Origin of the sequence: Sulfuracidifex metallicus DSM 6482 = JCM 9184, assembly GCA_032834875.1 — an archaeon.
GTDB classification, from domain to species: Archaea; Thermoproteota; Thermoprotei_A; order Sulfolobales; family Sulfolobaceae; genus Sulfuracidifex; species Sulfuracidifex metallicus.
The window spans coordinates 733,233-756,825 of the sequence record CP135238.1; the positions used below are offsets into that span (position 1 = coordinate 733,233).

27 protein-coding genes, 2 tRNA genes and 1 pseudogene are annotated in these 23,593 nt (G+C 38.8%); 18 read left to right on the top strand and 12 right to left on the bottom strand.

Features of this window, described 5'->3' with window-relative positions; all coding sequences use genetic code 11:
* Positions 1 to 58: 58 nt before the first annotated feature.
* The 3 genes from RQ359_RS04310 to RQ359_RS04320 all read right to left on the bottom strand — a co-directional run bounded on the left by RQ359_RS04310 (position 59) and on the right by RQ359_RS04320 (position 3,848).
* Complete coding sequence (locus tag RQ359_RS04310; protein WP_162199566.1) at positions 59 to 1,915, bottom strand: serine/threonine-protein kinase; 1,857 nt, start codon at positions 1,913 to 1,915, stop codon at positions 59 to 61.
* Positions 1,916 to 2,934: 1,019 nt separating this feature from the next.
* Positions 2,935 to 3,204 carry a hypothetical protein gene (locus RQ359_RS04315; protein WP_054838946.1) on the bottom strand — a complete coding sequence of 90 codons (270 nt, stop codon included), beginning with the start codon at positions 3,202 to 3,204 and terminating at the stop codon, positions 2,935 to 2,937.
* 377 nt (positions 3,205 to 3,581) lie between these two features.
* Complete coding sequence (locus RQ359_RS04320; RefSeq protein ID WP_054838948.1) at positions 3,582 to 3,848, bottom strand: hypothetical protein; 267 nt, start codon at positions 3,846 to 3,848, stop codon at positions 3,582 to 3,584.
* A gap of 295 nt (positions 3,849 to 4,143) precedes the next feature.
* Here RQ359_RS04320 and RQ359_RS04325 point away from each other — a divergent pair, with 295 nt between their 5' ends.
* From RQ359_RS04325 to RQ359_RS04335, 3 genes are all read left to right on the top strand, one after another.
* Complete coding sequence (locus RQ359_RS04325; RefSeq protein WP_156017779.1) at positions 4,144 to 4,287, top strand: hypothetical protein; 144 nt, start codon at positions 4,144 to 4,146, stop codon at positions 4,285 to 4,287.
* A gap of 422 nt (positions 4,288 to 4,709) precedes the next feature.
* A complete protein-coding gene (locus tag RQ359_RS04330; RefSeq protein WP_156017777.1) occupies positions 4,710 to 5,003 on the top strand; it encodes a MarR family transcriptional regulator in 294 nt (97 codons plus the stop codon).
* Positions 4,996 to 5,283 carry a type II toxin-antitoxin system RelE family toxin gene (locus RQ359_RS04335; protein ID WP_156017775.1) on the top strand — a complete coding sequence of 96 codons (288 nt, stop codon included), beginning with the start codon at positions 4,996 to 4,998 and terminating at the stop codon, positions 5,281 to 5,283. Before RQ359_RS04330 ends, RQ359_RS04335 begins: the two co-directional genes overlap by 8 nt.
* A gap of 373 nt (positions 5,284 to 5,656) precedes the next feature.
* On the opposite strand, the pseudogene RQ359_RS04340 reads toward RQ359_RS04335, so the two are convergent.
* The 3 genes and pseudogenes from RQ359_RS04340 to RQ359_RS04350 all read right to left on the bottom strand — a co-directional run.
* Positions 5,657 to 6,226 (bottom strand): annotated as a pseudogene (locus tag RQ359_RS04340) (RNA-guided endonuclease TnpB family protein); the annotation flags it as partial.
* A 379-nt stretch (positions 6,227 to 6,605) separates the two neighbouring features.
* Entirely contained in the window at positions 6,606 to 7,250 is a 645-nt protein-coding gene (locus RQ359_RS04345) for a hypothetical protein (RefSeq protein WP_240900215.1), read from the bottom strand.
* Between the two features lie 5 nt (positions 7,251 to 7,255).
* The gene (locus RQ359_RS04350; RefSeq protein ID WP_240900213.1) at positions 7,256 to 7,615 is read right to left on the bottom strand and encodes a hypothetical protein; all 360 of its coding nucleotides are present in this window, start codon (positions 7,613 to 7,615) and stop codon (positions 7,256 to 7,258) included.
* A gap of 955 nt (positions 7,616 to 8,570) precedes the next feature.
* Between RQ359_RS04350 and RQ359_RS04355 the strand changes: the two genes are divergently transcribed.
* From RQ359_RS04355 to RQ359_RS04365, 3 genes are read left to right on the top strand one after another with little or no spacing between them, the layout of a single operon-like run.
* Entirely contained in the window at positions 8,571 to 8,870 is a 300-nt protein-coding gene (locus tag RQ359_RS04355) for a hypothetical protein (RefSeq protein ID WP_054838951.1), read from the top strand.
* 52 nt (positions 8,871 to 8,922) lie between these two features.
* Entirely contained in the window at positions 8,923 to 9,222 is a 300-nt protein-coding gene (locus RQ359_RS04360; RefSeq protein ID WP_054838952.1) for a hypothetical protein, read from the top strand.
* The gene (locus tag RQ359_RS04365; RefSeq protein ID WP_054838953.1) at positions 9,212 to 9,451 is read left to right on the top strand and encodes a hypothetical protein; all 240 of its coding nucleotides are present in this window, start codon (positions 9,212 to 9,214) and stop codon (positions 9,449 to 9,451) included. The genes RQ359_RS04360 and RQ359_RS04365 overlap by 11 nt, the downstream gene beginning before the upstream one ends.
* 157 nt (positions 9,452 to 9,608) lie before the next feature.
* Here RQ359_RS04365 and RQ359_RS04370 read toward each other — a convergent pair whose 3' ends face one another.
* Positions 9,609 to 10,352, bottom strand: a complete 744-nt coding sequence (locus RQ359_RS04370) for an integrase (protein WP_240900211.1) — start codon at positions 10,350 to 10,352, stop codon at positions 9,609 to 9,611.
* A 28-nt stretch (positions 10,353 to 10,380) separates the two neighbouring features.
* Between RQ359_RS04370 and RQ359_RS04375 the strand changes: the two genes are divergently transcribed.
* The 7 genes from RQ359_RS04375 (at position 10,381) to RQ359_RS04405 (ending at position 14,414) form a co-directional block, all read left to right on the top strand.
* Positions 10,381 to 10,445 (top strand) — tRNA-Ser (locus RQ359_RS04375).
* A 380-nt stretch (positions 10,446 to 10,825) separates the two neighbouring features.
* On the top strand, positions 10,826 to 11,296 hold the full coding sequence (sixA, locus tag RQ359_RS04380; RefSeq protein WP_054838954.1) for a phosphohistidine phosphatase SixA: 471 nt from the start codon (positions 10,826 to 10,828) through the stop codon (positions 11,294 to 11,296).
* A 12-nt stretch (positions 11,297 to 11,308) separates the two neighbouring features.
* Positions 11,309 to 12,265 (top strand): Ppx/GppA phosphatase family protein, encoded by a 957-nt coding sequence (locus RQ359_RS04385; protein WP_457921241.1) that lies wholly within the window; start codon positions 11,309 to 11,311, stop codon positions 12,263 to 12,265.
* A gap of 7 nt (positions 12,266 to 12,272) precedes the next feature.
* On the top strand, positions 12,273 to 12,569 hold the full coding sequence (locus RQ359_RS04390; RefSeq protein ID WP_457921242.1) for a hypothetical protein: 297 nt from the start codon (positions 12,273 to 12,275) through the stop codon (positions 12,567 to 12,569).
* Positions 12,539 to 13,198 carry a dTMP kinase gene (gene tmk, locus RQ359_RS04395; RefSeq protein ID WP_054838957.1) on the top strand — a complete coding sequence of 220 codons (660 nt, stop codon included), beginning with the start codon at positions 12,539 to 12,541 and terminating at the stop codon, positions 13,196 to 13,198. The genes RQ359_RS04390 and tmk overlap by 31 nt, the downstream gene beginning before the upstream one ends.
* The gene (locus tag RQ359_RS04400; protein ID WP_054838958.1) at positions 13,180 to 13,818 is read left to right on the top strand and encodes a dTMP kinase; all 639 of its coding nucleotides are present in this window, start codon (positions 13,180 to 13,182) and stop codon (positions 13,816 to 13,818) included. Before tmk ends, RQ359_RS04400 begins: the two co-directional genes overlap by 19 nt.
* Positions 13,815 to 14,414: a hypothetical protein gene (locus tag RQ359_RS04405; protein WP_054838959.1), complete on the top strand. Its 600-nt coding sequence runs from the start codon at positions 13,815 to 13,817 to the stop codon at positions 14,412 to 14,414. The genes RQ359_RS04400 and RQ359_RS04405 overlap by 4 nt, the downstream gene beginning before the upstream one ends.
* 403 nt (positions 14,415 to 14,817) lie before the next feature.
* On the opposite strand, the gene RQ359_RS04410 is transcribed toward RQ359_RS04405, so the two are convergent.
* The 3 genes from RQ359_RS04410 to RQ359_RS04420 form a co-directional block, all read right to left on the bottom strand.
* Positions 14,818 to 15,465: a hypothetical protein gene (locus RQ359_RS04410; protein WP_457921243.1), complete on the bottom strand. Its 648-nt coding sequence runs from the start codon at positions 15,463 to 15,465 to the stop codon at positions 14,818 to 14,820.
* On the bottom strand, positions 15,449 to 16,393 hold the full coding sequence (locus RQ359_RS04415; protein WP_457921244.1) for an APC family permease: 945 nt from the start codon (positions 16,391 to 16,393) through the stop codon (positions 15,449 to 15,451). Before RQ359_RS04415 ends, RQ359_RS04410 begins: the two co-directional genes overlap by 17 nt.
* A gap of 476 nt (positions 16,394 to 16,869) precedes the next feature.
* Positions 16,870 to 18,483 carry an outer membrane protein assembly factor BamB family protein gene (locus RQ359_RS04420; protein ID WP_054838847.1) on the bottom strand — a complete coding sequence of 538 codons (1,614 nt, stop codon included), beginning with the start codon at positions 18,481 to 18,483 and terminating at the stop codon, positions 16,870 to 16,872.
* A 159-nt stretch (positions 18,484 to 18,642) separates the two neighbouring features.
* Between RQ359_RS04420 and RQ359_RS04425 the strand changes: the two genes are divergently transcribed.
* Positions 18,643 to 18,909 carry a hypothetical protein gene (locus RQ359_RS04425; protein ID WP_054838846.1) on the top strand — a complete coding sequence of 89 codons (267 nt, stop codon included), beginning with the start codon at positions 18,643 to 18,645 and terminating at the stop codon, positions 18,907 to 18,909.
* Positions 18,910 to 19,188: 279 nt separating this feature from the next.
* Here the strand turns inward: RQ359_RS04425 and RQ359_RS04430 are convergent, their stop codons facing one another.
* Positions 19,189 to 20,091, bottom strand: coding sequence for a hypothetical protein (locus RQ359_RS04430; RefSeq protein WP_054838845.1), 903 nt, complete (start codon positions 20,089 to 20,091; stop codon positions 19,189 to 19,191).
* Between the two features lie 47 nt (positions 20,092 to 20,138).
* Here RQ359_RS04430 and RQ359_RS04435 point away from each other — a divergent pair, with 47 nt between their 5' ends.
* Together RQ359_RS04435 and RQ359_RS04440 are read left to right on the top strand one after the other, a co-directional pair.
* Complete coding sequence (locus tag RQ359_RS04435; protein ID WP_054838844.1) at positions 20,139 to 20,393, top strand: TIGR00304 family membrane protein; 255 nt, start codon at positions 20,139 to 20,141, stop codon at positions 20,391 to 20,393.
* A gap of 35 nt (positions 20,394 to 20,428) precedes the next feature.
* A tRNA-Gly gene (locus tag RQ359_RS04440) sits at positions 20,429 to 20,504 on the top strand.
* Positions 20,505 to 21,016: 512 nt separating this feature from the next.
* On the opposite strand, the gene RQ359_RS04445 is transcribed toward RQ359_RS04440, so the two are convergent.
* A complete protein-coding gene (locus RQ359_RS04445; RefSeq protein ID WP_156017767.1) occupies positions 21,017 to 22,066 on the bottom strand; it encodes an encapsulin in 1,050 nt (349 codons plus the stop codon).
* A gap of 190 nt (positions 22,067 to 22,256) precedes the next feature.
* Between RQ359_RS04445 and RQ359_RS04450 the strand changes: the two genes are divergently transcribed.
* Entirely contained in the window at positions 22,257 to 22,457 is a 201-nt protein-coding gene (locus RQ359_RS04450; RefSeq protein ID WP_156017765.1) for a hypothetical protein, read from the top strand.
* 402 nt (positions 22,458 to 22,859) lie between these two features.
* Positions 22,860 to 23,444, top strand: coding sequence for a sulfocyanin-like copper-binding protein (locus RQ359_RS04455; protein WP_162309007.1), 585 nt, complete (start codon positions 22,860 to 22,862; stop codon positions 23,442 to 23,444).
* Positions 23,445 to 23,593 lie beyond the last annotated feature (149 nt).

A 23,593-nucleotide genomic window follows, 5' to 3' on the forward strand; every position in this document is an offset into this window, starting at 1 on the left:
ATCCATCCCCGCTGGTGAGGCTTTACGCCCCCTTAACCCCCTTTATAACCCCATGATCTCATGTGATAATACGGTTTAAGTATTCAACTACCTCCTTAGCGGTAGGTCTTTTTAAGGGGTCTGGAGAAAGCATAGACCTAATCAAAGGTTTCACAGCGTCTGGAACATTGGGGTCCCAACTACTTAATTTACTCTTAGAAGCACTAACTTTTGCCTTAACACAATTAACGTCATTCTTTACGTAACAATCAAACGCCTCGTTTATTTCGTTTAAATCGGGTCTGTTGTCCTTTCTGGTTAGCACTACATACATAGTCATCCCCAAGGCAAACACATCGATATAGGGCTTGGCAACGCCGTCATATACCTCTGGAGGAGAATAAAGGGGAGTTAACTGGCTTATCTTCCCGTTGATCCTAACTGCACTTCCAAGATCACCTAACTTAAACTCGACCTTATCGAGCTCGTAAGGCTGTGAAGGCCTTTCAGTTAGGAAGATGTTCTGTGGTTTCACGTCCATGTGTACATAACCTTGTGAGTGGATGAAACTCAAAGCCTCGGCCACGTCCTTAATAGCCCTATATACAGTCTTCTCCCACTTACTTGAATAGTAAAAGGAATCGTTGAGTAATATGTCCGCTAGTGTACCTCCCTTCATTAGTTCCATGGCTATCATGGGAGGATACGTTTTGTACAACTTCAAGTTTCCCTTAAGAATGTCCTCAATTACTTGCTCATTAACATAAACACTGTAAATCTTCACGACTTTAGGGTTGGAGGAAATCGTAACAAGATTAGAGGACTCCTTAATCCAGTCTTTAAAGTATTCCTCGGCGTCCCCACGGTCAAGTTTTAACACCTTCACCGCGACCTCCTTACCGTTGTACTCCCCCTTTAATATGTTACCGTTACCACCCTCCCCTATCACGTCGAGGATTTCATAGACGTAGAGCATTTTTCCCACCCACACTTTGGGATCCCACTTGGTCAACCCAGCAGGGTGAAGTGTCATTGAAGGGGCATTACTCAGATTACGCGGTTTAATACTACCCACGGATACCTTACGGTAATCTATTACTATTGTGTCACCGAACCTCGCATACCCATTATGTGGGAACGGGGAATAAACATCATTACCCACCTTAACTCCCTTTGCTACCCATCTTCCTTCAATGGTAACTACTAGAGAGGAATCAGCAGTATAAGTTATATTCTCGACCTTTATGGTTGCCTTCTGTGACGGTGGTAATCCCCTTATTATGAAGGTCACGTATCGAGGGGGAGGTGTGGGACTCGGGTTACTAATACTGTAATGTACATCAACATGTTTATATGGGTTGGCAACACCGCTCTCTATATCTGGAGTGTAAGTTACGTTGCCAACAGTTATTTGGCGGGGTACACTCCAATAATACTTGTCTACTCCTTCATCTACTCTCAAGAGGTAGTCTCCGTTGATGTATAGAGAAGGAGAGTATTGTTTCCCGTTCACTGTTACCACTATTGCAGCCCCCTGTGGTAGTCCATAGATCGAGAAGTGAACTGGTTTATTTGTCTTTAATAGCTGTGGAGGTACATGTCTCGAATGCAGTTTATAAGTGTATATCGCGGTCGTAAAGTAAAAGGGTGAGAGAAAGAATATATTAGCTACTATATTATAAGCCAATGAATCCTTTTGTGGTGTCTCTAATGTTAATATTAAGAAGATGATGTTAAAGATTACCCCTAAACTGATTAGGAATCTACCAAAGTTTTTCGATTCATCAAACATCAACAAAATCCCGGCTAATGTACCTATGAAGACTAACAAAATGTAATTCCATAGTTGTACATCAGAAGGTATTTGATTAACGATTTCGGCAAACTGGTTTATCAAGAAGAACGATACTAAGCCCGGAATTAAGTTAAAAATCACCGGGATTATGTTATTCCTCATATATTTATAGGATAAAATGAAGGCTAAGTACAATACGAGGTATATTAAGGAAATCGCACTCATGCCTAATTGGTAAAAGTAATAAGAAGAAACAAGAAATAATAGAAATATCACGATGAGATATTTAGGTATCATTTTTCAAAAATAAAAAAGAAGTTAGAATTTAATAAAGCTTAATGAAAAATGTAAGTCCTAAAGGAGAAAGGGGTTATACTAGGAAGTTACTACGGAAGTATTAAACACGTATAAATAATATTAACACTCCGTTGTAAACCATTTCAGTGAAGTTTACGTAATGATTTAACACAGTTAGACTTTAGCAACGACTTCATATAGGTTTAAGTCATTGTTTTGATAAACTGTGAAGTTTGTTTCATTTGGTAACATTTCTAGTCCTCTCCATTGTAGACTTTTCCGTTAGAAAAGGGATTTACTCATTGAGGCTCCCCATTTCATGATTGGGGAGTGGTTTAAATGCCGCTCAATGGGGAGCTGGACATGAAAAGAGGTTGAATCATGAAACCTCGATGAAAGTCATAGTGGTAATCCCCTTTTGAGAAACTGTGGTCATTTATTCCGTTGTATTGTAATTTACGCATTACAACAAGTCATTAATTTCACGCCAGTTGATTTCAACCAGCATTGTGCAAAACGCTTTTCCTAAGGAAAGTAATCCGACACTTTACAAAGTTAGGGAGGCGTAAAGCCTCACCAAGGGGATGGATAGTCCCGTGTTTAAATACTTCTTTGTCAAAGTTCTCTATTGGCGTTAATGACGCTCTTCCCCAGCTTAACTGGACGGGGGAGTAACCATTATCTCTTAAGGGACTAGACTGGATGAAAGTCCCCTATTCAAGTGCCGGCTACCCCGACTGCCCACCATATGTAATCCCGAATCGATGGTGGGAATGATGAGATGGGAACCCTCACTGGCGGGGAGGAGTCAGCTTATTAATCTTAAAGTTATCAAAGAGGAAAAAGGGAATAAGAAAAACCTTTTATAAAACTCTTCTCTTAGCTCTCTCGTCAGCTGGAATAGATTGTAAAGCACAAGTTTCTAATATTTTCTTCATCTCATTTCCCATTACACCTTGATATACTATGACTATCCTATCTTTCATGAAGTGGATTTTTCCTTTTCCGTAAGGTTCCCTAAACTCTATATCAACTGTATCTAAGATACCAGGGGTAACCTTTATCTTCCCTTTTAGCATAATCTTGTTCATTACTATAAACTCGGCCTCAAGACCTTTTATGTCAGCTTTCACTACTTTGCCTAAGCAGGAAATCAGGACATTTAGATCGACGATAATTGTATCGTCACCTCTTCTTTACATTCTATCTTACTAGGCATATAAGGACGTAGTTTCTTTTGTAATTCTAATGCTATGCATTCGAGGCACTTATTTTGCTCATTGTTCTTTAATTTTCCAATTTGGTAGTAAAAGTCGAATGTTCGTGCTTGTAACGGGGGTTTGAATTTACCTAACTCCTCTCTCCAAGGGGATACGTATATCACTCTATCTATAGTCCTCATTACTACTATTACGTTCTTCCAGTAAATGTAAGGGAATTTTAATTCCTTGGTCTTGTGCTACTCAATTTCCACATCAATTATCATTCCGATAACCTCTTTTCTAAGTTTTTAAGAAAGTCTTGTTATCATTATCTCTACTCCTATTATCATGGCTATGTCAAAAACGGCTGCAAATACTAAGAACGCAGCCGTAAAGAAGTTCAGCCCACCATAAGGAATTAGGATGTGATGTGATTGCACATAAGAGGAGGTTAGAGTGAATGAAATCCCACCGAAAATAAAGATTGCCAGTAACATCATAAAGAACGAATCTAATGAATATAATATTAGAGATATGTTTCTCATAAGGTTAATTTTAGATTCAATCTCACTCATTCAGTATCTATGTATATAAGTATCTATTGAGTTCTATATAAAGTTATAGATCCATAATCATAAATAATGTGATATATTAAACAAAATGGATTTTATATCGTGTAAAGATTGAACATTTTCTCGTGAATATGCAGCTAAAGTTTCCAATATATTTATTAAACATAGGGAATAAAACGAAAATTTATTATCTATCAGTAAAATTATTTTTATATTGTAATTTGACTTTACTTTATATTCACCATTTAGCTGCCTTACGACAAGTTGGTAATCTTCTCTTATAATATGGTTAGATATGTTGAGCCTCTTCATCTCTTCCATAAGACATACCACTCGAGCGTACTCAGCTACGTTATTCGTCGACGCTAATGAGTACAGTTCAGCAGCTAGTCCATATCTTTCCACTTTTTCACCGTTGTCCATAATTATTACAAATCCTTAAGTAGTAGTTATTCCACTTGCATTTCTCGGCTCACAAAGGCCATTAAAATAGTCTAAAGCCATTTGGTAAGCCCTTTTCTCATATAAATAACATTTACGTTCAGAAGAACTTTTACAAATCGTAAACGATTTGATTCAACGGCGTCAATTAAGGAGCCCACGAAAAACTTTTACAAAAAATGGGGGTTAAGGAGACGGAAAGCCTCTTCACTAATTTCAGTTATAGTTTTCGCTTCTTTCTTCTTCTTTAGAAAAGCGAGGATTTTATACATGGGAATTCCTTTTGGGTCTCTTTCTCTAACCATATTTATCGTGTAATGTTATACATTACACATTATTTAAATCTTTCTGTATCTCGTTTCACATTACAAATTACATAACATTATATGAAGAGTAGACTGAAAGTATCATGTAGTGTTTAGCATGACAAGTGAAAAGCCTTTCGCATTAAGTGAGGTCGCTCAGAGAGTCTTAATAGTTTTGGGGAGAGAGAATCGGGGCTTAACTGTAAGGGAATTAGTAGAGAAGACAGATACTAATAGTGGGAGTATAAAAAGGGCGTTGGAGGAATTAACAGAACTTAAGCTGATAAAAGAGGAAAGGGAAAACGTCTTCCCTTACAGAAGACTGATCAGTTTAACGGAACTGGGAAAGGAGGTAGCTAAACGGGTTATAGAAATTGAAGAATTAATTAAGAAAGTGCGGACTAATGGCTGAAGAGTGGAAATTAGTATTCCATATTAAAATGAAGAAATTAGCAAGAGACTTTCAACGTGACGAATTAGAAAGAATAGAGGAAGCCCTGGATAAGCTTAGTAAGAGGAAACTAAATGAGCTTAATATGAAGAAATTAGAAGGATGGAAAGATAACGAAAATAGGGATATTTATAGGATAAGAGTCGGGAGGGATATACGAATACTTGTTTCCTTTGATAATGATAAAAAGGAAATTCATGTATGGAGAATCGCTAGGAGGGAATCCGTTTACGATGAATAATATCGCTCTCTTTCTTAAGCTCTTCGAACAGTTTATGCAATTCTTCGCTATTATTAATTACAGTAACCTCATCGGTCTCTGGCTCTATTATTTTGATTTGCTTCTTTTCCATAGGTAATAATTAGTACTGGGAGTTAAAAAGATAAAAGTAATGTATACTGTGTTTCGTTTAACACTACACAGAAAAGCTTATATATTGTGTAATGTATAACATTATACAGAACAAACATGATTTCCACACAAATCCCCTCAAAATCCATGATAAAGAGAATAGATGTTTTTTACGTATTATCTGAAGGCATAGTGATTTCAGCGGATATACAAAGTAAGTCCAGGAAGGGGCTATTGCACTACACTAGGATTGTTCTGGATCCATTATCTCACTCATATTAATGTCTACGGCAACACTTTCCTTTGGCTCAACCTTCTCTCCTTCTTTCTCAAAAACTACCTTGAGGAAAGCCTTATCGTCTCTGATCACTAACCTAGCCTCCTTCATTTTCCAGCTTAAGTACTCCTTCAAGTTCCTAGGATAACCCAGAATTGGTAGTTCACCAACACTTGCTATCCTAACAGTCATCCTCTCGAAGTTCACGCTATAACTTGCTTTAGGAGTTAGCCAAACAGTTGGCTTATACACTCTTGGGAAACGTCCCTTTTTAGGATTATTGTACCAAGCTTTGTATATTGAAAGGGCATCCCTATAACAATCCTCAGCAACTTTAGACGGTAGATTGTATTCCTCTCTTAACTTCTCATACAACTCCTCGTGGACTTTCCCTAACACTCCCTTCTCTTCCGGGTTTTTCACATTTTCCTTCAGCCAGAATAGGGTGAAACGGAGTGCTTTAACGTAGTTATTCACGAGGGCTAGGAGGGAATCAGAGACTGCGATCTTCATCGAAACAGTTGATCTGATCGCTTTACTACCCCTCCTAGCCATCAAAAGAAAATTTTGACAAAGAAGTATTTAAACACGGGGCTTATCCATCCCCGCCTCAGAGAGGCGAGGCTTTCCGCCCCCTTAACCCCCCTTCTCTGTAAGAGATCTACCATAGGGAGTAACTGCACTAATTATACTAAACAGAAAATGAAACGTAAAAGTTCAATAGTTTATTAACAAACTAACGTAAAAGGTATATTATATATTATTATTCTTCCATTAGTAAGGTAAAGGGTTAGTAAGAACTTTTCTCATTATTATGTACCCCTTTCCCCCTTATACCTAATATTAGTATTACTCCTTTGTGCACAATTAATTATTCTAATCCTATTCTGTAGAAATAAAGTGAATTCGCAAAGGAAACTTGAACTACCCATAATTAAGGTCTTATGAGTATTAGCCATAATTCGTCAGCATATGCTGTATTATCTAACTCTTTCGTTGTCGTAATCTGAACAATGTATAAGTTACCTATTTTTTGGGTCGATGCAGTAAGATAGTACGAAGCTTCAACGAAACCTATAGAATACAGTGTTACATTATAAGTCTTGTTATCATAAGTTATCAGATAATGATAGGCCTCTCCACCAGTATACGTCACTGTGCTCGGATTCGGAAGAAGCTCAACTTTTATACCGTTAACTTGAATTTTCTGAGGAATGTAGTCAAAATTTTCATAGTATACATGTAATATCAAGAATTTATATAGTGTATGACCTATAACTACTGTACTCCCGTTTATAAACGTAGCATTTAATATAAACTCCTTAGAAAAGTTAGAATATGGTTCATAAATTAAGTAAATCCCCGTCTTATTTTCCTTTATAGCATTTAGATAAGTTTCTTTTGCATCAATTAAGATTTTCTTAGCATAATCTAGTTCGGTAGAGTTTTGGCCAATAGTTGAGTTACTAGTAATACTCCCTAGATTATGCTGAGATTGTTTATGATTAAATATGAAATATAGGCTAGCAGAAATGATTAATATAATAATAAGAATTAGGAAGAGGTTCTTAAGATTCATTGATCTCACCAAATCTTTTCCCCATTGGAATAATGGTTTCCTCCTATCTTATAGCCCATATATAATTTTCCAGGACTAATTAGTTTTATTTGCATATTCTCCCATATGTTCTTTAGTACATTATAGTAACTATTACCATTTATACCTTCATATGCATAAGCATTTGGCCATCTAGTTGAGGTCCACGGCTCTATTAACCAGTTAGCGTCCTCTATTTTGAATGCATTCCCATCTCCTAATGCTAAAAGTTCTTGTTCGTTGATAGTATAAGCTTCTAATATACCACCCATTGGTGTAGCTACATCTGTATCATTTTCTAGAACGTATATATATATTATAGAGAGTTGCTGTACTCCAATCAACAAAATAAAGATAAACCTTATTAGTACCATTATTTTGAGGTATAAGCCTTATTCCGAGCTCATAAACCGTATTAGGTTTTGGCTTAAATTCAACACCATTTATCTTGAACGGGGGACAAGCCAAATCACAACTTAATTGAGGATTTGTTGTACCTGCTGATATATGCCATTTCCAATTAGGATGATAACCTAATGAAGTTTGATAGAAATATTTTTTGTAGACACGGATGCCCAGATTACGATTAGACATTCTAAATCTTCTGGTAAAGATGGAGGCGTTCTAACAGTAATGAATCCACCATATATTTTTTGGCCTTGATCTGCTGGATTAGAACTTCTTATCCCATACTGCCAAGATTTATCCGTACATGCAATATTTTTCCATTATTTTTATTGTTTAAAAATTCTTTCGTAATTTTTGAGCTTGCCAATAATGTAGCTATTTGACTATAAATTCTTGGATTAACTTTCTTTAATATAGAGAATTATTTTTCTAACTCCTAACGTTAAACTGGGGGTTTACATAAGAGTTAATGATAACGTAAAACCGCGTTAAACATTTTCTAACCTAGTCATCTGAACTCAGTTTAGGATAACGTTATTATATAACGATTTACAAACGTTTTAGTTATATATCTGAGTACTGTGGACCCGGTAACCCTCCATCTTCCAGTGCAGAATTCGAGGCAGATATATTTTATTTAAGTGGAACTACCGGCTATAACACTGTAGAATTAGCCCCAGTCTCTGTAAGCGTGCAGCCAGACGAATTCTATCAGGGTATGTGGCACTATTTATACCAGTTCAATAACCTTCAGAATGGGCAAGAGACGGAGGGTTTATAAAAAGATAATTCATTTTTTTACATTCAAAAGGTTTTAAAGAAGAATGTCCTCATTTACATACAATGAGAAGGAGCATAGAAGTATGCTACTAGTCTCTATAGTTTTGATCAGTATTGGAGCCTACCTATTTCACCCCAACATATCAGGAAGTACCTGAGCAAGTTGTAAATACAACAATTGAAACAAGTCACCCCAACATATCATATCCTAACCCTGCTGTACCACCTATAACAAGTCCTGATGAAAATTTGTCTAAATATGGTTATTATACTACTACCATTACCAATACGTATACAGTCCAAATGCGTGAACCTAGCGGGTATCCTCTATCTCAATACGCTTCACTATGGCCTATGTTTTTGGTAACTGGAATAGCTCTATTAGGATTCTCTGTCTACTTCAGGAAAAAGTAAGATTCTTTTCAATAGTTCTCATATATAAATGTGATATGTTTTTCTTCATCTTATGAAGAGGACCATCTTCTTTTCCTTATTCTTACTAGTGTTCGTCTTAGTTGGGGTCATGGGGATAACTAACGCTGCTGTGCCAACTGTGCCAATAAAGACCCCTGGCCTTGGAGGTGGCGGAAACCCGGGTTACTTCAAATACACGGAACAAATTAACCTCACCCAAACAACAACCGAGACTACTTCCACGTCGTACCCGGGCGAAGACTTGGACTCTCTGTCTTGGCTTTGCCCCGGATACGTCTCAGGCACAGAGCTGCAAATACTGTCCGCGACGGAATTCACTCATGGTAAATAGGAAGAAGATGATTGCACGGGCGACAATATACTCCAAAGATTTCGGAAGAAACACAAAAGGTGAAATCGTTACTCAGTTAAAGAAGAAGGCGTTAGACCTCTTTAAAGTGCAAATTCCTAATAATATATATAATGAATACATGCAGAGAAGAAGAGAGACAGAGAAGAAACTTTTGGATGAGCTGAAACAAATTCTATCAACCTTGAACGCAAACAACGGCGTAAACTAGGGTAGAAAACGGGGGTTAGGTCAGTGTCTTTCAATATCGCCGTCTCGATTCCCGACGGCATAAATGATTTCACTTCATGTACTTTTATTTCATGACCACGTCCGCCTCAGGGAAAGCCGTTATTTTTAAGAGAGAATTGAAAGATAAAAATGATAAATTACAAAGCTGTCTTAATCCAATTAACATAGATTGGATAGTATTTTTTCGCTAACGTTAGGAGGTCTAAATAATGTCTAGACAGGATACTATCTGGCGTTCTTCCTTCTATAAAATCTACGACTTGGCTTGGTATATCTAAACTAAGCATTTGAGTAGCTACAAATTTTCTTATATATTTAGGGTTTATATTTATTTCATGTAATATCTTCTTTGCGTAATTGTAAGTAATGCTTTGTCTTTCTAATTTAGTTGTATGAAAAACATAGAATACACGCTTAGAACCTCTACTCCAATTTAATGTAGATGTACATATGTTATTTTCACAAATATCGTTTTCAGCTGAATATTCGTTTAAGAGCTTTATAGCCTCAGTAAACCTGACCCCGCTTTCCACTGACAGTTTAAATAGCAGTTCTACTTTAGTCCCCTTCACTTTTGTAAGCCATTCCTTTACCTGGTCTACTGACGGTACCTTAAGATCCACTCCGCTCTTCTTAGTCTTTATCGCTTTCCACTTCTCTAAGTCCCCTTTCCATTTATAGTATTTCTTCCATGCAAGAATAGAGGATTTATTATTTACGTTTAAGGGTTTTCTTAAGTAATTTGTATATTCTTTACATGTCTCTTTACTTACTTTCTTTATATAATCATTATAAAACCCAATTAGTTCTACCTCTGAAGGAAGATTTCCATCCGCTTTAGAATGCGTAGAACTGTCGTTCATTATTCTAACTCTGTTCAAATTATTGTTTGATTCATATGGGGGTTTTAGGGGTGTTATCCCCTAAATAGGGCTCTGGCCCCTGGGACCCCGGTTCGAATCCGGGCCCGGCTACTGAAGTCCTGCGGCAATGCCGCACCTTGGCCACTATCACGGTCTAAATCCTCTTCTACGTTTCCTTTTCAAATAGAGCTTAGGTTACTTCTTTCTCTTACACTTTTTCAATTATAGTATTTTTAATTTATTTCTATATTTTTAGATATTTCTCTTCTTTCTTTTACAAAATAATATTATTAGTTAATGTCTAGTTTGAACATGTTAGCCAAGCAACTTCTTCAATTTGGCTTTTTATAATTGAAATGTTTATAATCGAAACGAAGTTCTCCCTTAACGAAGAGCATGATAGACATGTATATATAGATCCCTTTTCTCTCAAGTAAATATATAGGCAATACTTTTAATTAATCAGTATTATAAAATAAATCAGTTTTGACATGAAAGTTGCGTTAGTTAGACACGGAGATGCAGAGGATCAATCTCCAGATTTATCAGACAAGGAAAGGAAGTTGGTTAAGAAAGGGATCAAGCAAATGAGAAGGGTCGGAGAGTTCCTTTCCCAGTCCAAGTTTTTCCCAGACAAAGTAATTTCAAGCCCTTACCTTAGAGCTTATCAGTCAGCTGACGTGATATTGGACGAAATGGAGTTAGATTCCACAGTTCAAACCTCGGATCAACTTCTACCGGAGGCTGATCCTTTTATTACTCTTCAGTTTCTGTCAGGGTTAGAAAGTTCGGTAGTATTGCTTGTAGGTCACATCCCTCACTTAGTTAACCTTATAAAGCTAACGACTGGAGCTGAAGTTTCCCTAAAGAAGGGAGGCATTGCAATAATTGACTTGGATAAAGAGACAAAGAAGGGCATTCTGGAGATACTTTTAGATCAGAAGACCTTAAAGTTGGTCTAGAGAATGGTTTTCATGCTAACAGCCGTTTTGGACGCTGGATTTAACTCCTTCAGGCTTTCTATATTTCAAGTCTTTCCTAACGGCACGTTCAGGAACGTTGGTTCCATTAAGAGCTTCGTGAGACTCGGAGAAGGACTGAAGGAAGGGGAACCAGTGTCCGAGACTAAGGTGGAGGAAGCTGAGCGAACCCTAGCTGAATTCTTAAAGGTAATAAGGAAGAACAAGGTAGACAACGTCATCGCTGTCGGCACAAGCGCCTTCAGGTTCGCGTCAAACGGTCAAGATATAGCAGGCAGGCTATCGAAGTCCTTCGGCTACGATCTCAGAATCATTAGCGGCGAAGATGAGGGAAAATTCTCCTCTGTCGGAGTTCTCAACACTTTGCCCATTAATGACGGTCTAATTTTCGATCTTGGAGGAGGTTCACTTGAGTTAGTCTCGGTTAAGGATAGACGTATTCAAGAGGTAAAACAGTTTCCTCTAGGCGCCCTTAAGATGGGCGGAAAACCGGAGGACTTAATCAGGAAGGAAATAAGGTCAGCTGTGTCTTCCATGAACTTAAGGGATAACGTAAAGGTATATGGTTCAGGGGGAAACCTTAGAGCTATAGCGAAGATGGACATCAAGGCTAAGGGTAGGATGATAAAGACAGTTCACGGTTATCACATTACCTCCAAAGTAATGAACAGGTACGCCAAACTTCTCAACTCCATGGGAGTTAAGGAAAGGGCCGGACTACCCGGCATAGACGAGGGAAGAGCTTTGACAGTTAACACTGGAGCCATTATCATAGATGAGATAATTTCCTCAGTGAAATCAACTGGAGTCACAGTTTCAGCCTTCGGTCTTAGGGAAGGCTTGATCATGGGCGAGAAAATAGACCAACTGGACGAGATGAAAAGGAAGTGGCTGTCTTTTTTTTTCGTACTCTCTAGGTTTAGATCCTTCCTACTTCCAAGGAGTTCTTAACGGAAACTTGGAGAGCTACGTTACTTACCTATTGCTCAATGTACAAACTGCAGGCTTCCTGAGCAAGTTCAGCACTTGTATCACCATGCTTAGGTCCTCAACCCTTCCTGGTTTTTCCAGGGAAGAAATAAGGGCTATGATAGCTTTATGTGGAGTCGCAGGTAAAGGTAAGGTAAAGAAGAAGTTCTATAAGCTTGTGAAGGATCAAATGAAGAAGAAAGACCTTTATGTTAAAGCCATGAAGGTAAGAAGCGAAGTGAGGGATTTCAATTTATGGAAAGAAGAAAGAAGCGTAAAGGCATGATAATTGCCCTTGAGGGCATAGACGGTTCAGGGAAGACCAGCCAAGCCATGCTCTTGAGGGATTGGCTAAGCCACAGGATGGACACTTTCTTCACGGAGTGGAACTCCTCTGAATGGGTTCATGAGATAATAAAGGAGGCTAAGAAGAAGAACGCCTTGACACCTTCAACTTTCAGTTTGATTCATGCTACGGACTTTGCTGATCGTTACGAAAAGTTCATCCTACCCATGCTGAAGGCGGGCTTCGTAGTGGTCTCCGATAGGTATATTTACACAGCTTATGCAAGGGACAGTGTAAGGGGGAATGACCTCAGCTGGGTTAAGGGAGTTTATTCGTTTGCTGTGAAGCCCAACCTCACTTTTTATATCAGGGTTCCGGTTGAGGTGGCACTCTCCAGGATAAAGGAAAGTAGAAGGTTCATAAAACCCTCTGAGGCTGGAGACGGAATGTTTCAGAACGTAACCCCAGAGGAAGGTTTCCTGAAGTATCAGTCCATGGTCATCGATGTCTATGAAAAGCTAGCCAAGGAAGAGGACTTCGTAGTCTTGGACGGAACTAAGTCTCCCAGGGAGGTACAAACTAAGATCAGGGAAAAGGTAGGTGAACTTCTTTGGAAAGAGGATTTCTGATATCTGTTGATGGCGTGGAAGGATCCGGGAGAACCCTCCATGTAGAATCGCTTAAGAAATGGTTGGAGGAGATGGGTTATGGTGTCACAACGGTGGGTATTCAGATGTCAAAGCTCATGAGCGAACCGCTAAGCGAAGTGAAGAGGAATATAGTGTTTCAACGCTTCACCCTTTTCCTAGCCTACGCAACGGATCTTGCAGATCAAGTCGAGAACGTTATTAAGCCGTCAATAAAGTCGGGTTTCATAGTGATAGCCGACGGGTATGTCAATACCCTGAAGTCATGGGCTCTAACCAGAAAGCTAAGCCAGGAGTGGGTCAACAACGTTCTATCTATAACTCCAAAACCTGACGTTTCAATATCTCTAATTTCCCCTCCTTCCGTGATCATCAGGAGAATAATTAGGAAGAGAGGCTTCCTGGATCCGCTCACTTCAGCCGTGGATCTCTGCATCAACGAAGATCTATATAGGTCATTCTCAAGGTATGTCAATAAGTTTCAGTCAAACCTCACAGCTTTGACCGAAATGGATGGCGGTTCAGTCTTCAACACAAACAAGAGTTTAGATCAATCCACAAAGGAGATAACTTACTACGTGGAGGGGTACCTCAAACGTTGAGACCTGAAAGGTACGCTAACGTTCATCTTAAGAAGGCTATGGAAAGTAATGGAGTTCATAGAAGGAGGGTGGAGGTTAGGAAGTATCTCGTAATTTCAAGGGTTCTGGTTAGGTTAACCGGAGAGAAGGGATGTGTGAAAAGGGCTAAGAAGGAGGTAAAGTCCCTTGGTAAGTTGAGGGATTTGGAGGTGGCCTCATGCATTCCCTTGCCCCATTACGAGCTTGGCGATTTAGACATGAAGGATTGTATGATGAGGAAGGTTTTCGGTTCACGTCTCTTAGTTGCAGAAAGGGTATTTCTACTTTATCATGAACTTAACAAGGAGATGAAGTTGCACCCTTTGAGGAAGACGATTAGGGAGGCACTCTTCCTCTTGGAAAGCCTAGGAATCGTTGATGAAAGGTTGAAAGCTTTGGCTAAAGAACTGGGTAGGTTAAGGGATCAACAGTTAATGGCTCAGCTCTGCGAAGGGAAGGAGATCGACTTTGATGTGGATGAGTTAAGGCTTAAGGCAAAGGATTTTATAAGGGAACTACTTTCTATTACTGAGTTTGACCATATAAAGTGTAAGTTGCATGATAGAAATAACATATGATGGAGAAAGGAGAGAAACATTTAGAAATTAGCTTTCTGAAATAGATTTTTCACCATACATATTTCCTCTAGTAATCATTTTTCCATTTTAACAAGATATTTATTTGCGTACGACTCTGCGGTGAGCTGAAGAACACATCGTTCACACACGCAAACTAATATGTACACGTTGTTGTTTTTCCCATATATTTGCAAATTACTTTTCTTCTTTCTTTATATAAATAAGATAAATTTATACTTAAAATGAAATATATCGAATAAAGAAAAATGAAAGTAAAAGAATGCGTATCATACTTTACGTTAGGAAGCCATGGGCGAACGTAATCCTTCTCTTCCTCCCTTTCTATAGTGAAGGTAATAGGAACATCTCTCATGCAGAGAAGAAAAGTCTTTTGAGATCTCTTTTACTTTTCTTCCTCAGTTTCTTGGTTACCTATAGCTTCTTTATGTACCTCGAAGTTCCTCTGTCTCAGACCTTGTACTATGCCTAAAGGATAGAAAAACAGCAGGGAGACTAAAGCTACTATAATCGTACTCATGTTATAAGTTATCAAGTTCAACGCTCCGTCCGATCCTATATACGTCATGAATGTAAGGAAGGCTATATATCCCATATACCAAAACGACTCGGCGAATCCCTCCTTAACCTTGCCTATGACACCTAGAACACCACTTACGGCAGCAAGTATCACCACGGAATATGGTACTGCTGGCCATCCGCTCCAGAACACAATGAGTCCTGAAGCTATGAAAGCTATAGGAGCTATGATAGACCCTGCAGTTACCTTGTAGTTGGTAGCCCCTTGTTTCCTTAAGACCATTAAAGCCACAGGGTTAGTTGCGAAGCCTATATAGCCTGCTACAGTAGCGTCACTTATTAATCCATAAATTGAAGGTACTGGGGCGAAGAGAAAAGCTATCACAGATCCTACAACCGCGAATACTATCAGAGCCCAATACGGTATAGCGTACTTCTCATGAAGTTCTAGCATCTTGTTTCCCACGAATCCCGACCTGGCACTTGCAAAAAGCACTCTAGCACCGGTTCCCATGTAGACGTAACCGGTTAAGAAAGGCCCCTATAATTCCTCCTATTAAGAGAAGTATCAGAGCTATCTGTGCATCATGATCAGATGCCAGATCAATGAAGGGGTTTCCTTGTACACGGCTTAATCCACTCCAATTTCCAGTTGCCACTCCTATCTTTGACCAGTCCAAGTTGGTCAGGAAGGCGAAGTTGAAGAACAAGTATATTACACCTTCAGTTACCACAGTAATTATCAAAGCGTATATCAAATACACCTTATTCTTTACCTCTTCAGCTAGGTCTGGGATAACTCTGGCCCCTCCGAAGGCGAACATCGCATAAGGCATAGCTGCGAAAACTCCAGAAACGCCAAAGGGTAATACCCCGTGATATGCAGTTAGGTTAACCGGATTATAATAAACTAACAGTAGCAGGAAAGCTGGAAGGATATAAATTACATATTTGATGGTTCCGAATGCTGATGTCACCTTTGCGAACGTTTTAACTCCGTAATAATTGAAAGGAATATATCCAAGCATTAAGAGGACTCCTACTAATGCTCCTTCGATGGTAGGTACTCCGTTAGATAGAAGAGAAGGAAATATGAATGATAGGCCTTCAATGGTTGCGAATGCCTCAATTGGAGGAATGAAAATGTACCAAACAAGGTCTGCCATGGCGTTTATCAGGTTCGTTACTGCACCGTGACTATATATGGAAAATCTAGATGGACCTCCTGCCTCTGGATAGTTCTGAGATAATTCAATATAAGTGATTGAAATCATTATGTAAAAGAATATTCCCAACAACCAGGAGAACATGCTCCCTGGACCAGCTACTGCTGACATCTCCAGCGGGCTGAAGAATATGGCAGTAGCCACAGCTGAGGATATTCCTATTATGATCAGCGACTTTAGACCTATCTCTTTCTTTAGACCCTTATCTCCAGACATGGGAAAATATCCGCATCAGTTTCATATAAGTTTATGTAGTTTAAACAGTAGTTGCGTAGATATAAACTGTTTATTAAGTACGAACATGTTATATTATATACTGAAAAGTTTAAATGTATCATTAAGGCTAGATGATAATCTAAAAATGATTTACTTCTCTCCTGTCTTTTTCTTCCTTACTCTTTCCTTTCATAATCCAGCGAGTATCTTTAGCTTGGTATTTTCTAGGAGTTTCTAGATTGAATCTTAAGGTATCTAGGCTGACGATTACTTAGGCTAGAGAAAGAAGATTTTCTCTTCTCTTAGTTAGCCTCCTGGGAAGAGAAATGAGGTTGATAATTGCAGCAATGAGCAGAAAGAGAAGGTTAGGAATGGAAGAAAAAAATTATCATATATTCCATTATTGTTTTATTTTCTTTATTATATTCTTATTTCATTTTACTTTTTTAAAAATGATATTAGTTATTGTTTTGTTGTCAGTAGCTATACCAGCCTGGGAAAATTTGGCTCAGTGGCACTGCAACTACCCATCCGTAGCTGTTTGACAAGTACATTGTTCCTCCAGCTATTACGGGGTTCACTATTCCCATTCTTCCTCCTATATAATACATGGACAATACGGCTCCAGTATTGGGGTTCAACACGTACACTCTACTTCCACCCGCTACCCATAGTAGTCCGTGGTAATAAGTTGGGCTTCCTCTAGGTCCACCAGGCAGCGTTGGAGGTATCTTTAGGTCTGGTAGTCTTGTCTCCCAGACTATACTTCCGTTATTGACGTACAGCTTTGCCACTATTCCTAAGGACGGAGCACCAACATATACGAAGTTCCTGTGTATTAAGGGCATTCCGCCCTTGAATGCTGGAGGTATAATTCCCTTTCCAAGGTTTGTAGCCCACACTGGTTTACCGGTGGTAGCATTCAAGGCGAATGTTACAGTGTCTACGGTGTTAGCAGTAGAATTGAAGTTAGCTATGTCGTTGTCGATGACCAATCCAGCCTGCTGATCTACCGCTGGCGGTACGTCTCCTAACCCTGTGTTAGCACCTACGTAAGGCGAGGGCATAGTTGCGTTCCATGCTAAGTGCCCGTTATAGCCGTTCACTGCAATGAGGAAACCATATGGAGCTACAGTATATGTGAATCCAGCTATGAAGAGAGGAGTTCCATTATGAGTTACATAATAGTTCACGCTAGCCATATTGCCCATGTATCCAGGGAAGACGTCCTTCCAGAGCATTTGACCAGTTGTGGCATTCAAACCGACGAAGCATCCTCCTCCAGTTGTGTAAGCCAGTATGCCGTGATATATTGCAGGCGCAGGCATTGCCTCACCCTTGGTGAACCTCATCCAAACTAACCTTCCATCTGTGGCGTTGAACGCATATACGGCACCGTTCCTTGCCCTCATTATTTCGTTATAGTGATGAGTCTCATAGTGAACGAACTGGGAAAAGGTGAAGCAAACTCCTCCTACAGAAACTATCACCAATCCATTGTATATGATCGGGTTGTTCATAGCTTGCCCAGCTAAACCCGTTGCAGTCCAGACTATTTGTCCGGTGACCGGGTTTATTGCGGAGATGCTTCCCATCATACTATCCTCAGTGGCGAAGAGGAGGTTATCGGCGAGAGTAACTCCCAGAGGTTCTCCAGCCATTTGTGTCTGCATAACCAACGCACCTTTAGCTCCCAACTGTGAAGCCCACGGCAACTGTGATATAGAAGTTGTAAGGGGTATTGCAACTCCGCCTACATAGTTATTAAGTGGTAACTCCCAACTTACGCCCTGCTTCAAGGCTTGAGATGCAGTCTGTACCACCGCGTTGTGATCTTGGTTGTAGTTGGTTACACTCCATTCAGAGGGGAATCCCATTCCTGCGCTATAGTTCCCAGGGTAGTAGGTAACCATGACCTTGTAAGGGAAGTAAGTTCCGTTGAATTGGTTGTAGCAAGTGATGATTGTCCCCTGCGACATCTGCCCCTGCACTGACGTGGTAGGCATTGCCTCGATTATCTCTAACGCAGATATTACAGAAAGTGCAATCAAAATGCCAAGAAACAAGACCAAGACTTTAGAATTCAACATTTTTATCTAAAAGATAAAAAGTTAAAATAGGTTTAAAACTTTTCTAGTTTTTAAGTTTTTATTCTCTAAAATTTTTATTTTTTTAAAAATACTTAACAAAGATTAAAAAATGCTTAAATCTATAAAGAAGTTTTAATGTAGTTACTCTAATGTATGAGCATGGAGATACCTAATTATGTTAACGCGGGAGTGAGGAAGGCAAGGGAGAAGAAAGGCAAAGTTAAGCTCTATGTAGACGAAGACGGTACATATTACTTGGTGATTGGAGTCAGTTTGGCTTGTAGGGATAGGAACAAGCTCATGAACGAGATTTACGATGAGGTTTACAAGGAAACGCAGGAGGCCAACATGATGATCTTGGTTGTGGATGAAAAAGAGATAGGGAAGATAGAACCCGTCGGGAAGGAAATAAAAATAGAACAGTAGTAGCGTTAGTGTAATGCTTTCTCGCCCCGCATATAACTAAAGACTTGAAGAAATGTAAGGAGGTAGAAGCGAAGGCTAGATAAAGGGCTAGAAAAGAAAGACTAGCTTTCATTTTAGTAAACTTAGTAAACACGTTTATGCATGTTAAGTGTTAAACAAGGTATACATAAAACAATTCTTAACTGTTTGCTATAAAGCAAGAAGAAAATAGAGAGAGAAGATTGCAAGAAAGAGGAAAAAGAAACTCCTCGATTTTCTTTAATAACCGTTACCCTGATCTTATTTACTTGGCTTTAAGTATCCAATTACCCTGGGCTTTCCCTGCTTCACATTAACGTTTAAAAGAATATATCTTTCCAACTTAGGAAGCGGGGAGGTCAACGAAACTTGGGCGTTACCCTCGTTTACCTTGAGCATAGCGGTTACAGCTACGCCTCCCCCCACTACGTGGTAGTTCCCATCTGCGGGTTTCGACCAAGGATAGGAGACTAACTCAGCCTCGAATTCCTTAATCAAGGGAACTGAAGGCTTAACTAAGATGTAAGTATCCCTCATTTCCTCCTCCTTTGCGTTCCTTAAGGAAAAGCCTATTCTCACTCCGGGCTTAACTCCCTTTTGGTCCTCGTCCAAGACTTGTATGGTCTTAACTTCCACATCCTTGTTTACAGGCACTGCGTTGAGTTTCTCGTGTAGTTCCACTGGGGTGAAGGAAAACCCGGTCACCACAGTGCCAACTCCCTTAACATTGAATGCCTTGTCAACGTAAATGAAGCCGTTATCCTTTTCCTCCCCTTCAGGGACATCGTTCACGTCCTGTGTTATCTCAGCACCTTCTAGCCCAATTCCCTTGAACATTTTCCTGACCTTGTCCTCAGACAAATCTGACGTTATCACTACCTTAACTCCGGAGGAATCAGCTAAAAGACCCAGTTCACCATCGGTCCATTTTGGGGAGTCTGGAACGTTGAGGATAACCCTAGAAGATAAGGAAACAGCCTCCGCAAGGCAAAGCAACTTCTCGGGGTATTGGGTTGCAACAAGGATAGATCTAATGTAGTCTCCGTTTCTCCTGTAGTAAATGTTTACCTTAGCGTTTTCGTGTAACTTACCCAGCTTCTCAGCTATCTTTCCTGCCCTCTGCGGGTCTGAAGACACCACGGAAGTTATGTTGCCGAAGTACATCTCATATCACGTTCAGACTTATTAGTGGTAAAAGAGAATCTACACTTATGAGGTTAATCTTGGTTGGCTTTTTGGTTATCTTCCTAGGTTTCATCCTAGTGATAGCCGGAAGTCTAACCTCAGCACCTTCTGCAGGAGTTGGAGGAGTCGTGTTAATAGGTCCCATACCGATATTCTTTGGCGAAGGTCCTTCAAGCTACGCGGGGGATTTCGTAGTGTTGGGGATAGTCCTTACCATCATTGCGGTTGCTTTTTTCCTACTCAACGTTTTACTTCTGAGGTCATTCAGAAGATCAATGTAAAAAACTTTTTTACCTCAAGGTTCTTTTTTACATGTGCGGTCGTAGTCTAGCATGGATTAGGACGCCGGCCTGCCACGCCGGAGGTCCCGGGTTCAAATCCCGGCGGCCGCATGTAGATATGTTACACCCCATTTTCAATGTAATTTTCTAATGGAGTTGCTAATTAGTAATGGCTTTACATAATTTCTAAACTGTTTTCTCTCTTTTCTCATTCTCTAAAGTATGAAAAACATAGTACTTTCAAGTCGCAATAGGCACACTATATCTAGTTATTTCTTGTCAGAGCCGTAAATGTATAATAAAAAACATGTTTAGGATTTGATGATTCATTGGTTTTAGCTATAAAAATATTGAATATAGAAATAAAGCACTCCTAACTATAATGTTTTTATAAAAGACTCAAGTGTATGCATCTAAAGATCAGTACTTTCATTTTTATCTCACTGCAGTAATTTAAATTTACCTTTAGATTATTCTGGGAAAATTGAAGATATAAAGAGATTATAAAGATATGTAACCTTTTTTCGGAACTATATAAGTTTTGCAAAATACATAAAGAAATCCCTAAGTTATGATTAATATAAAAATTTTTTATAACAGATGCTCTTTTGACCTGTAAAATATTAAGTCTCTTTCACTACTGAACATGAAGCTAGCCTTGATAAAGGTCTTGGTGATATTTGTTCCGATATGAGGTAAATTTCATACTCTTTATCTTTGTCCAGGAATTCGACTTTTAGTTGTTTTCTCACTGCTACCTCGAAACCATCTGGACTTAAGACAATAATCTCTCTATCCAATGCCGGAGATACCACTATCTCTCCAATTCTCCTTACCACTTCATGTTCATAGGTTCCAGTCCTATCCACTACTCTAAAAAGCTTAGAGAAAAGTGTAGGAGAGATCATAACAATAACCTTGTCGAAACCTCCCTTGGATACATATTCGTATGCCTTTACTACATCGTTCAGTATTGATCCAGGTTGATCCCAGTCAGATGCTGAGACCTTCCCTCCAATTTTTAAGGGTGATAACTCATGAGCTTTCAATAAGGTCGTATCTTCAAGAATCGAGAACTTTTTTCCAGCATTAAACGCTATTTCTTTCCAATTGGAAGGTGATGAATCTCTTAACCTGAATTCCAGAGAAAGATAAGGTACGTGATAAAGGAACGATGATCCACCTTGAGATATAGCCCCCTCATCCTCGTCTATCTCTGCAATACTTATTGTATCGCTTCCATACTCAACGTTCTTAACCTTCTGCCTGAAGGTGCTCTTAATTCCTTCCATAGCCCATAAGGTAGGCTCATTTGAGCCACTTTTCCCTTCAATCTCTTTAACTTTCTCTTCTTCTCCTGTCTTGATTTTTATTGGGAAGTCTACTTTTCCTATTATCCTAGACGCCTCATCCCATCCCTTGTTTATCATTAAGAATTCATCTGGAGAAACCTCGTATAACATGCGCAAGAATTCTCCAAAGTGAGTCATCTCTTCTTTTGCTATATCCTCATGGGCAGATTTGAGCCTAGGATCATTTATTAGATCCCCTTGTTGAAAATAATAGTTTATCGCGTCTATCTCTGCTGCAAGAGCTCCCCTTACAGCTCTTTTTAATTCTTCCTTGGTGAACTTATCCTTTCTTGTTAAGAAAGACGGGTCTGCAGAAAACATGTTACCTTTAATATATATAGTACTAAGAATTTAAGTTTGTTATAAAACACAGGATTTTTGCCTTTAGCAAAAAAATTCTGAAGGATATATATAGTTAGATGAGTTTTACACTCTCCTCATTTAGCCTACGTTTTTGATTTGACTTTCTGATTAACACGTATTTATCGTTTTCACGAAGAACAACGTTTTGATGTCATCCTTCTCATATCTCTTTGGTAATTTTCATGTTATAATAGCTGCAGTAATATTGGCAGATGTAACAGTAATGAAAATGAATATGAAGTCCTTTACAGCTCTGACGTTCTGCATGATCTTTTGCCTGCTTAAGATGAGATCGCTATTCAATTATGGGGCGTTTAGCCAGAAAGTCCTAATTAAGTATAATAAATAATGGAATCCTCAAAGGTATAGAAAGCTCTACAATTAGAGAAGCTACCTACACATTTTCTTGGGTCCAATACCTTGACTCTCTACAACCCCGCAAGATGTCCTTTGGCATAAAATAACACTACATTATTTGCGGTTTTGTTTTACTAATGATAGCCTTTAAGTGCTGCAAAGGTTAATGGACTGTGATAATTAACTTGAAATAATTTAATATTATTAATAAATTATAATTTGTTCTAGAAAGGATTTTTATTTCTTCATTGATTAATTTTATAATATACAACCACTTTTTGATCAATCTACATCTAATTATTCTATAAAAAGTTACCGAAAAAATGCTTTTTAAAGCTATATAAGATAATTAGAATCGTGATAAATTACGAATAAAAATTACTTAATGCCCATTTTGGCATTAGTTTTAGTGCTGATAGCTTCAGTAATATACTTCGACGAGTCTTCACAAACAATGAAGAACTATACTCAAACTTCCACTAGTAGTTCTACTTTAACTACATCTTCAATCGAAAACCACACCTTAGGCTCCTTGCCACAAGGCTCAAATCCATTACCTTACAAAGGTAAAGAAGTGTTCCTTCATCTAGTGGTAGAGCAGTCTGCTAACAACGGAGTGAACTTTAACGGAACTATTAAAGGTCAACTTAAGGTATATGTGCCTGCAGGATGGGAAATTAACATTTCTCTGACTGACTTGAGTAACCTTCCCCATAATCTCAACGTAGTGAAGAATGATACTCCAGTTCCTAACTCAATTTACATAGACAACGATGGGAAGATCATAGCAACCGTGGGAGGAACACCTTCCACGTATAGTTCCTCGTTCATTCAGCCGGGGAGTACTGCGTACACTTTATGGAATTCCTCAACTGGAGTTTACTGGTTAGCTTGTGGATTTCCTGGTCATGCAGAAATGGGTATGTGGGCTGTTCTAGTGGTATCTAATAACATAACAGAACCATACTACATTATATAAACTTTTTACTCAAATATTATCTACTTACTTTAATATAAAGAGAAGAAATGTACTTATATGTATATATATAAATGCTATATTTCAGGTAATTTCACGAATTTCTCGAAGATTTGTCTATAAAAAGTTGATTTTCTAATGAAGTTATAAGC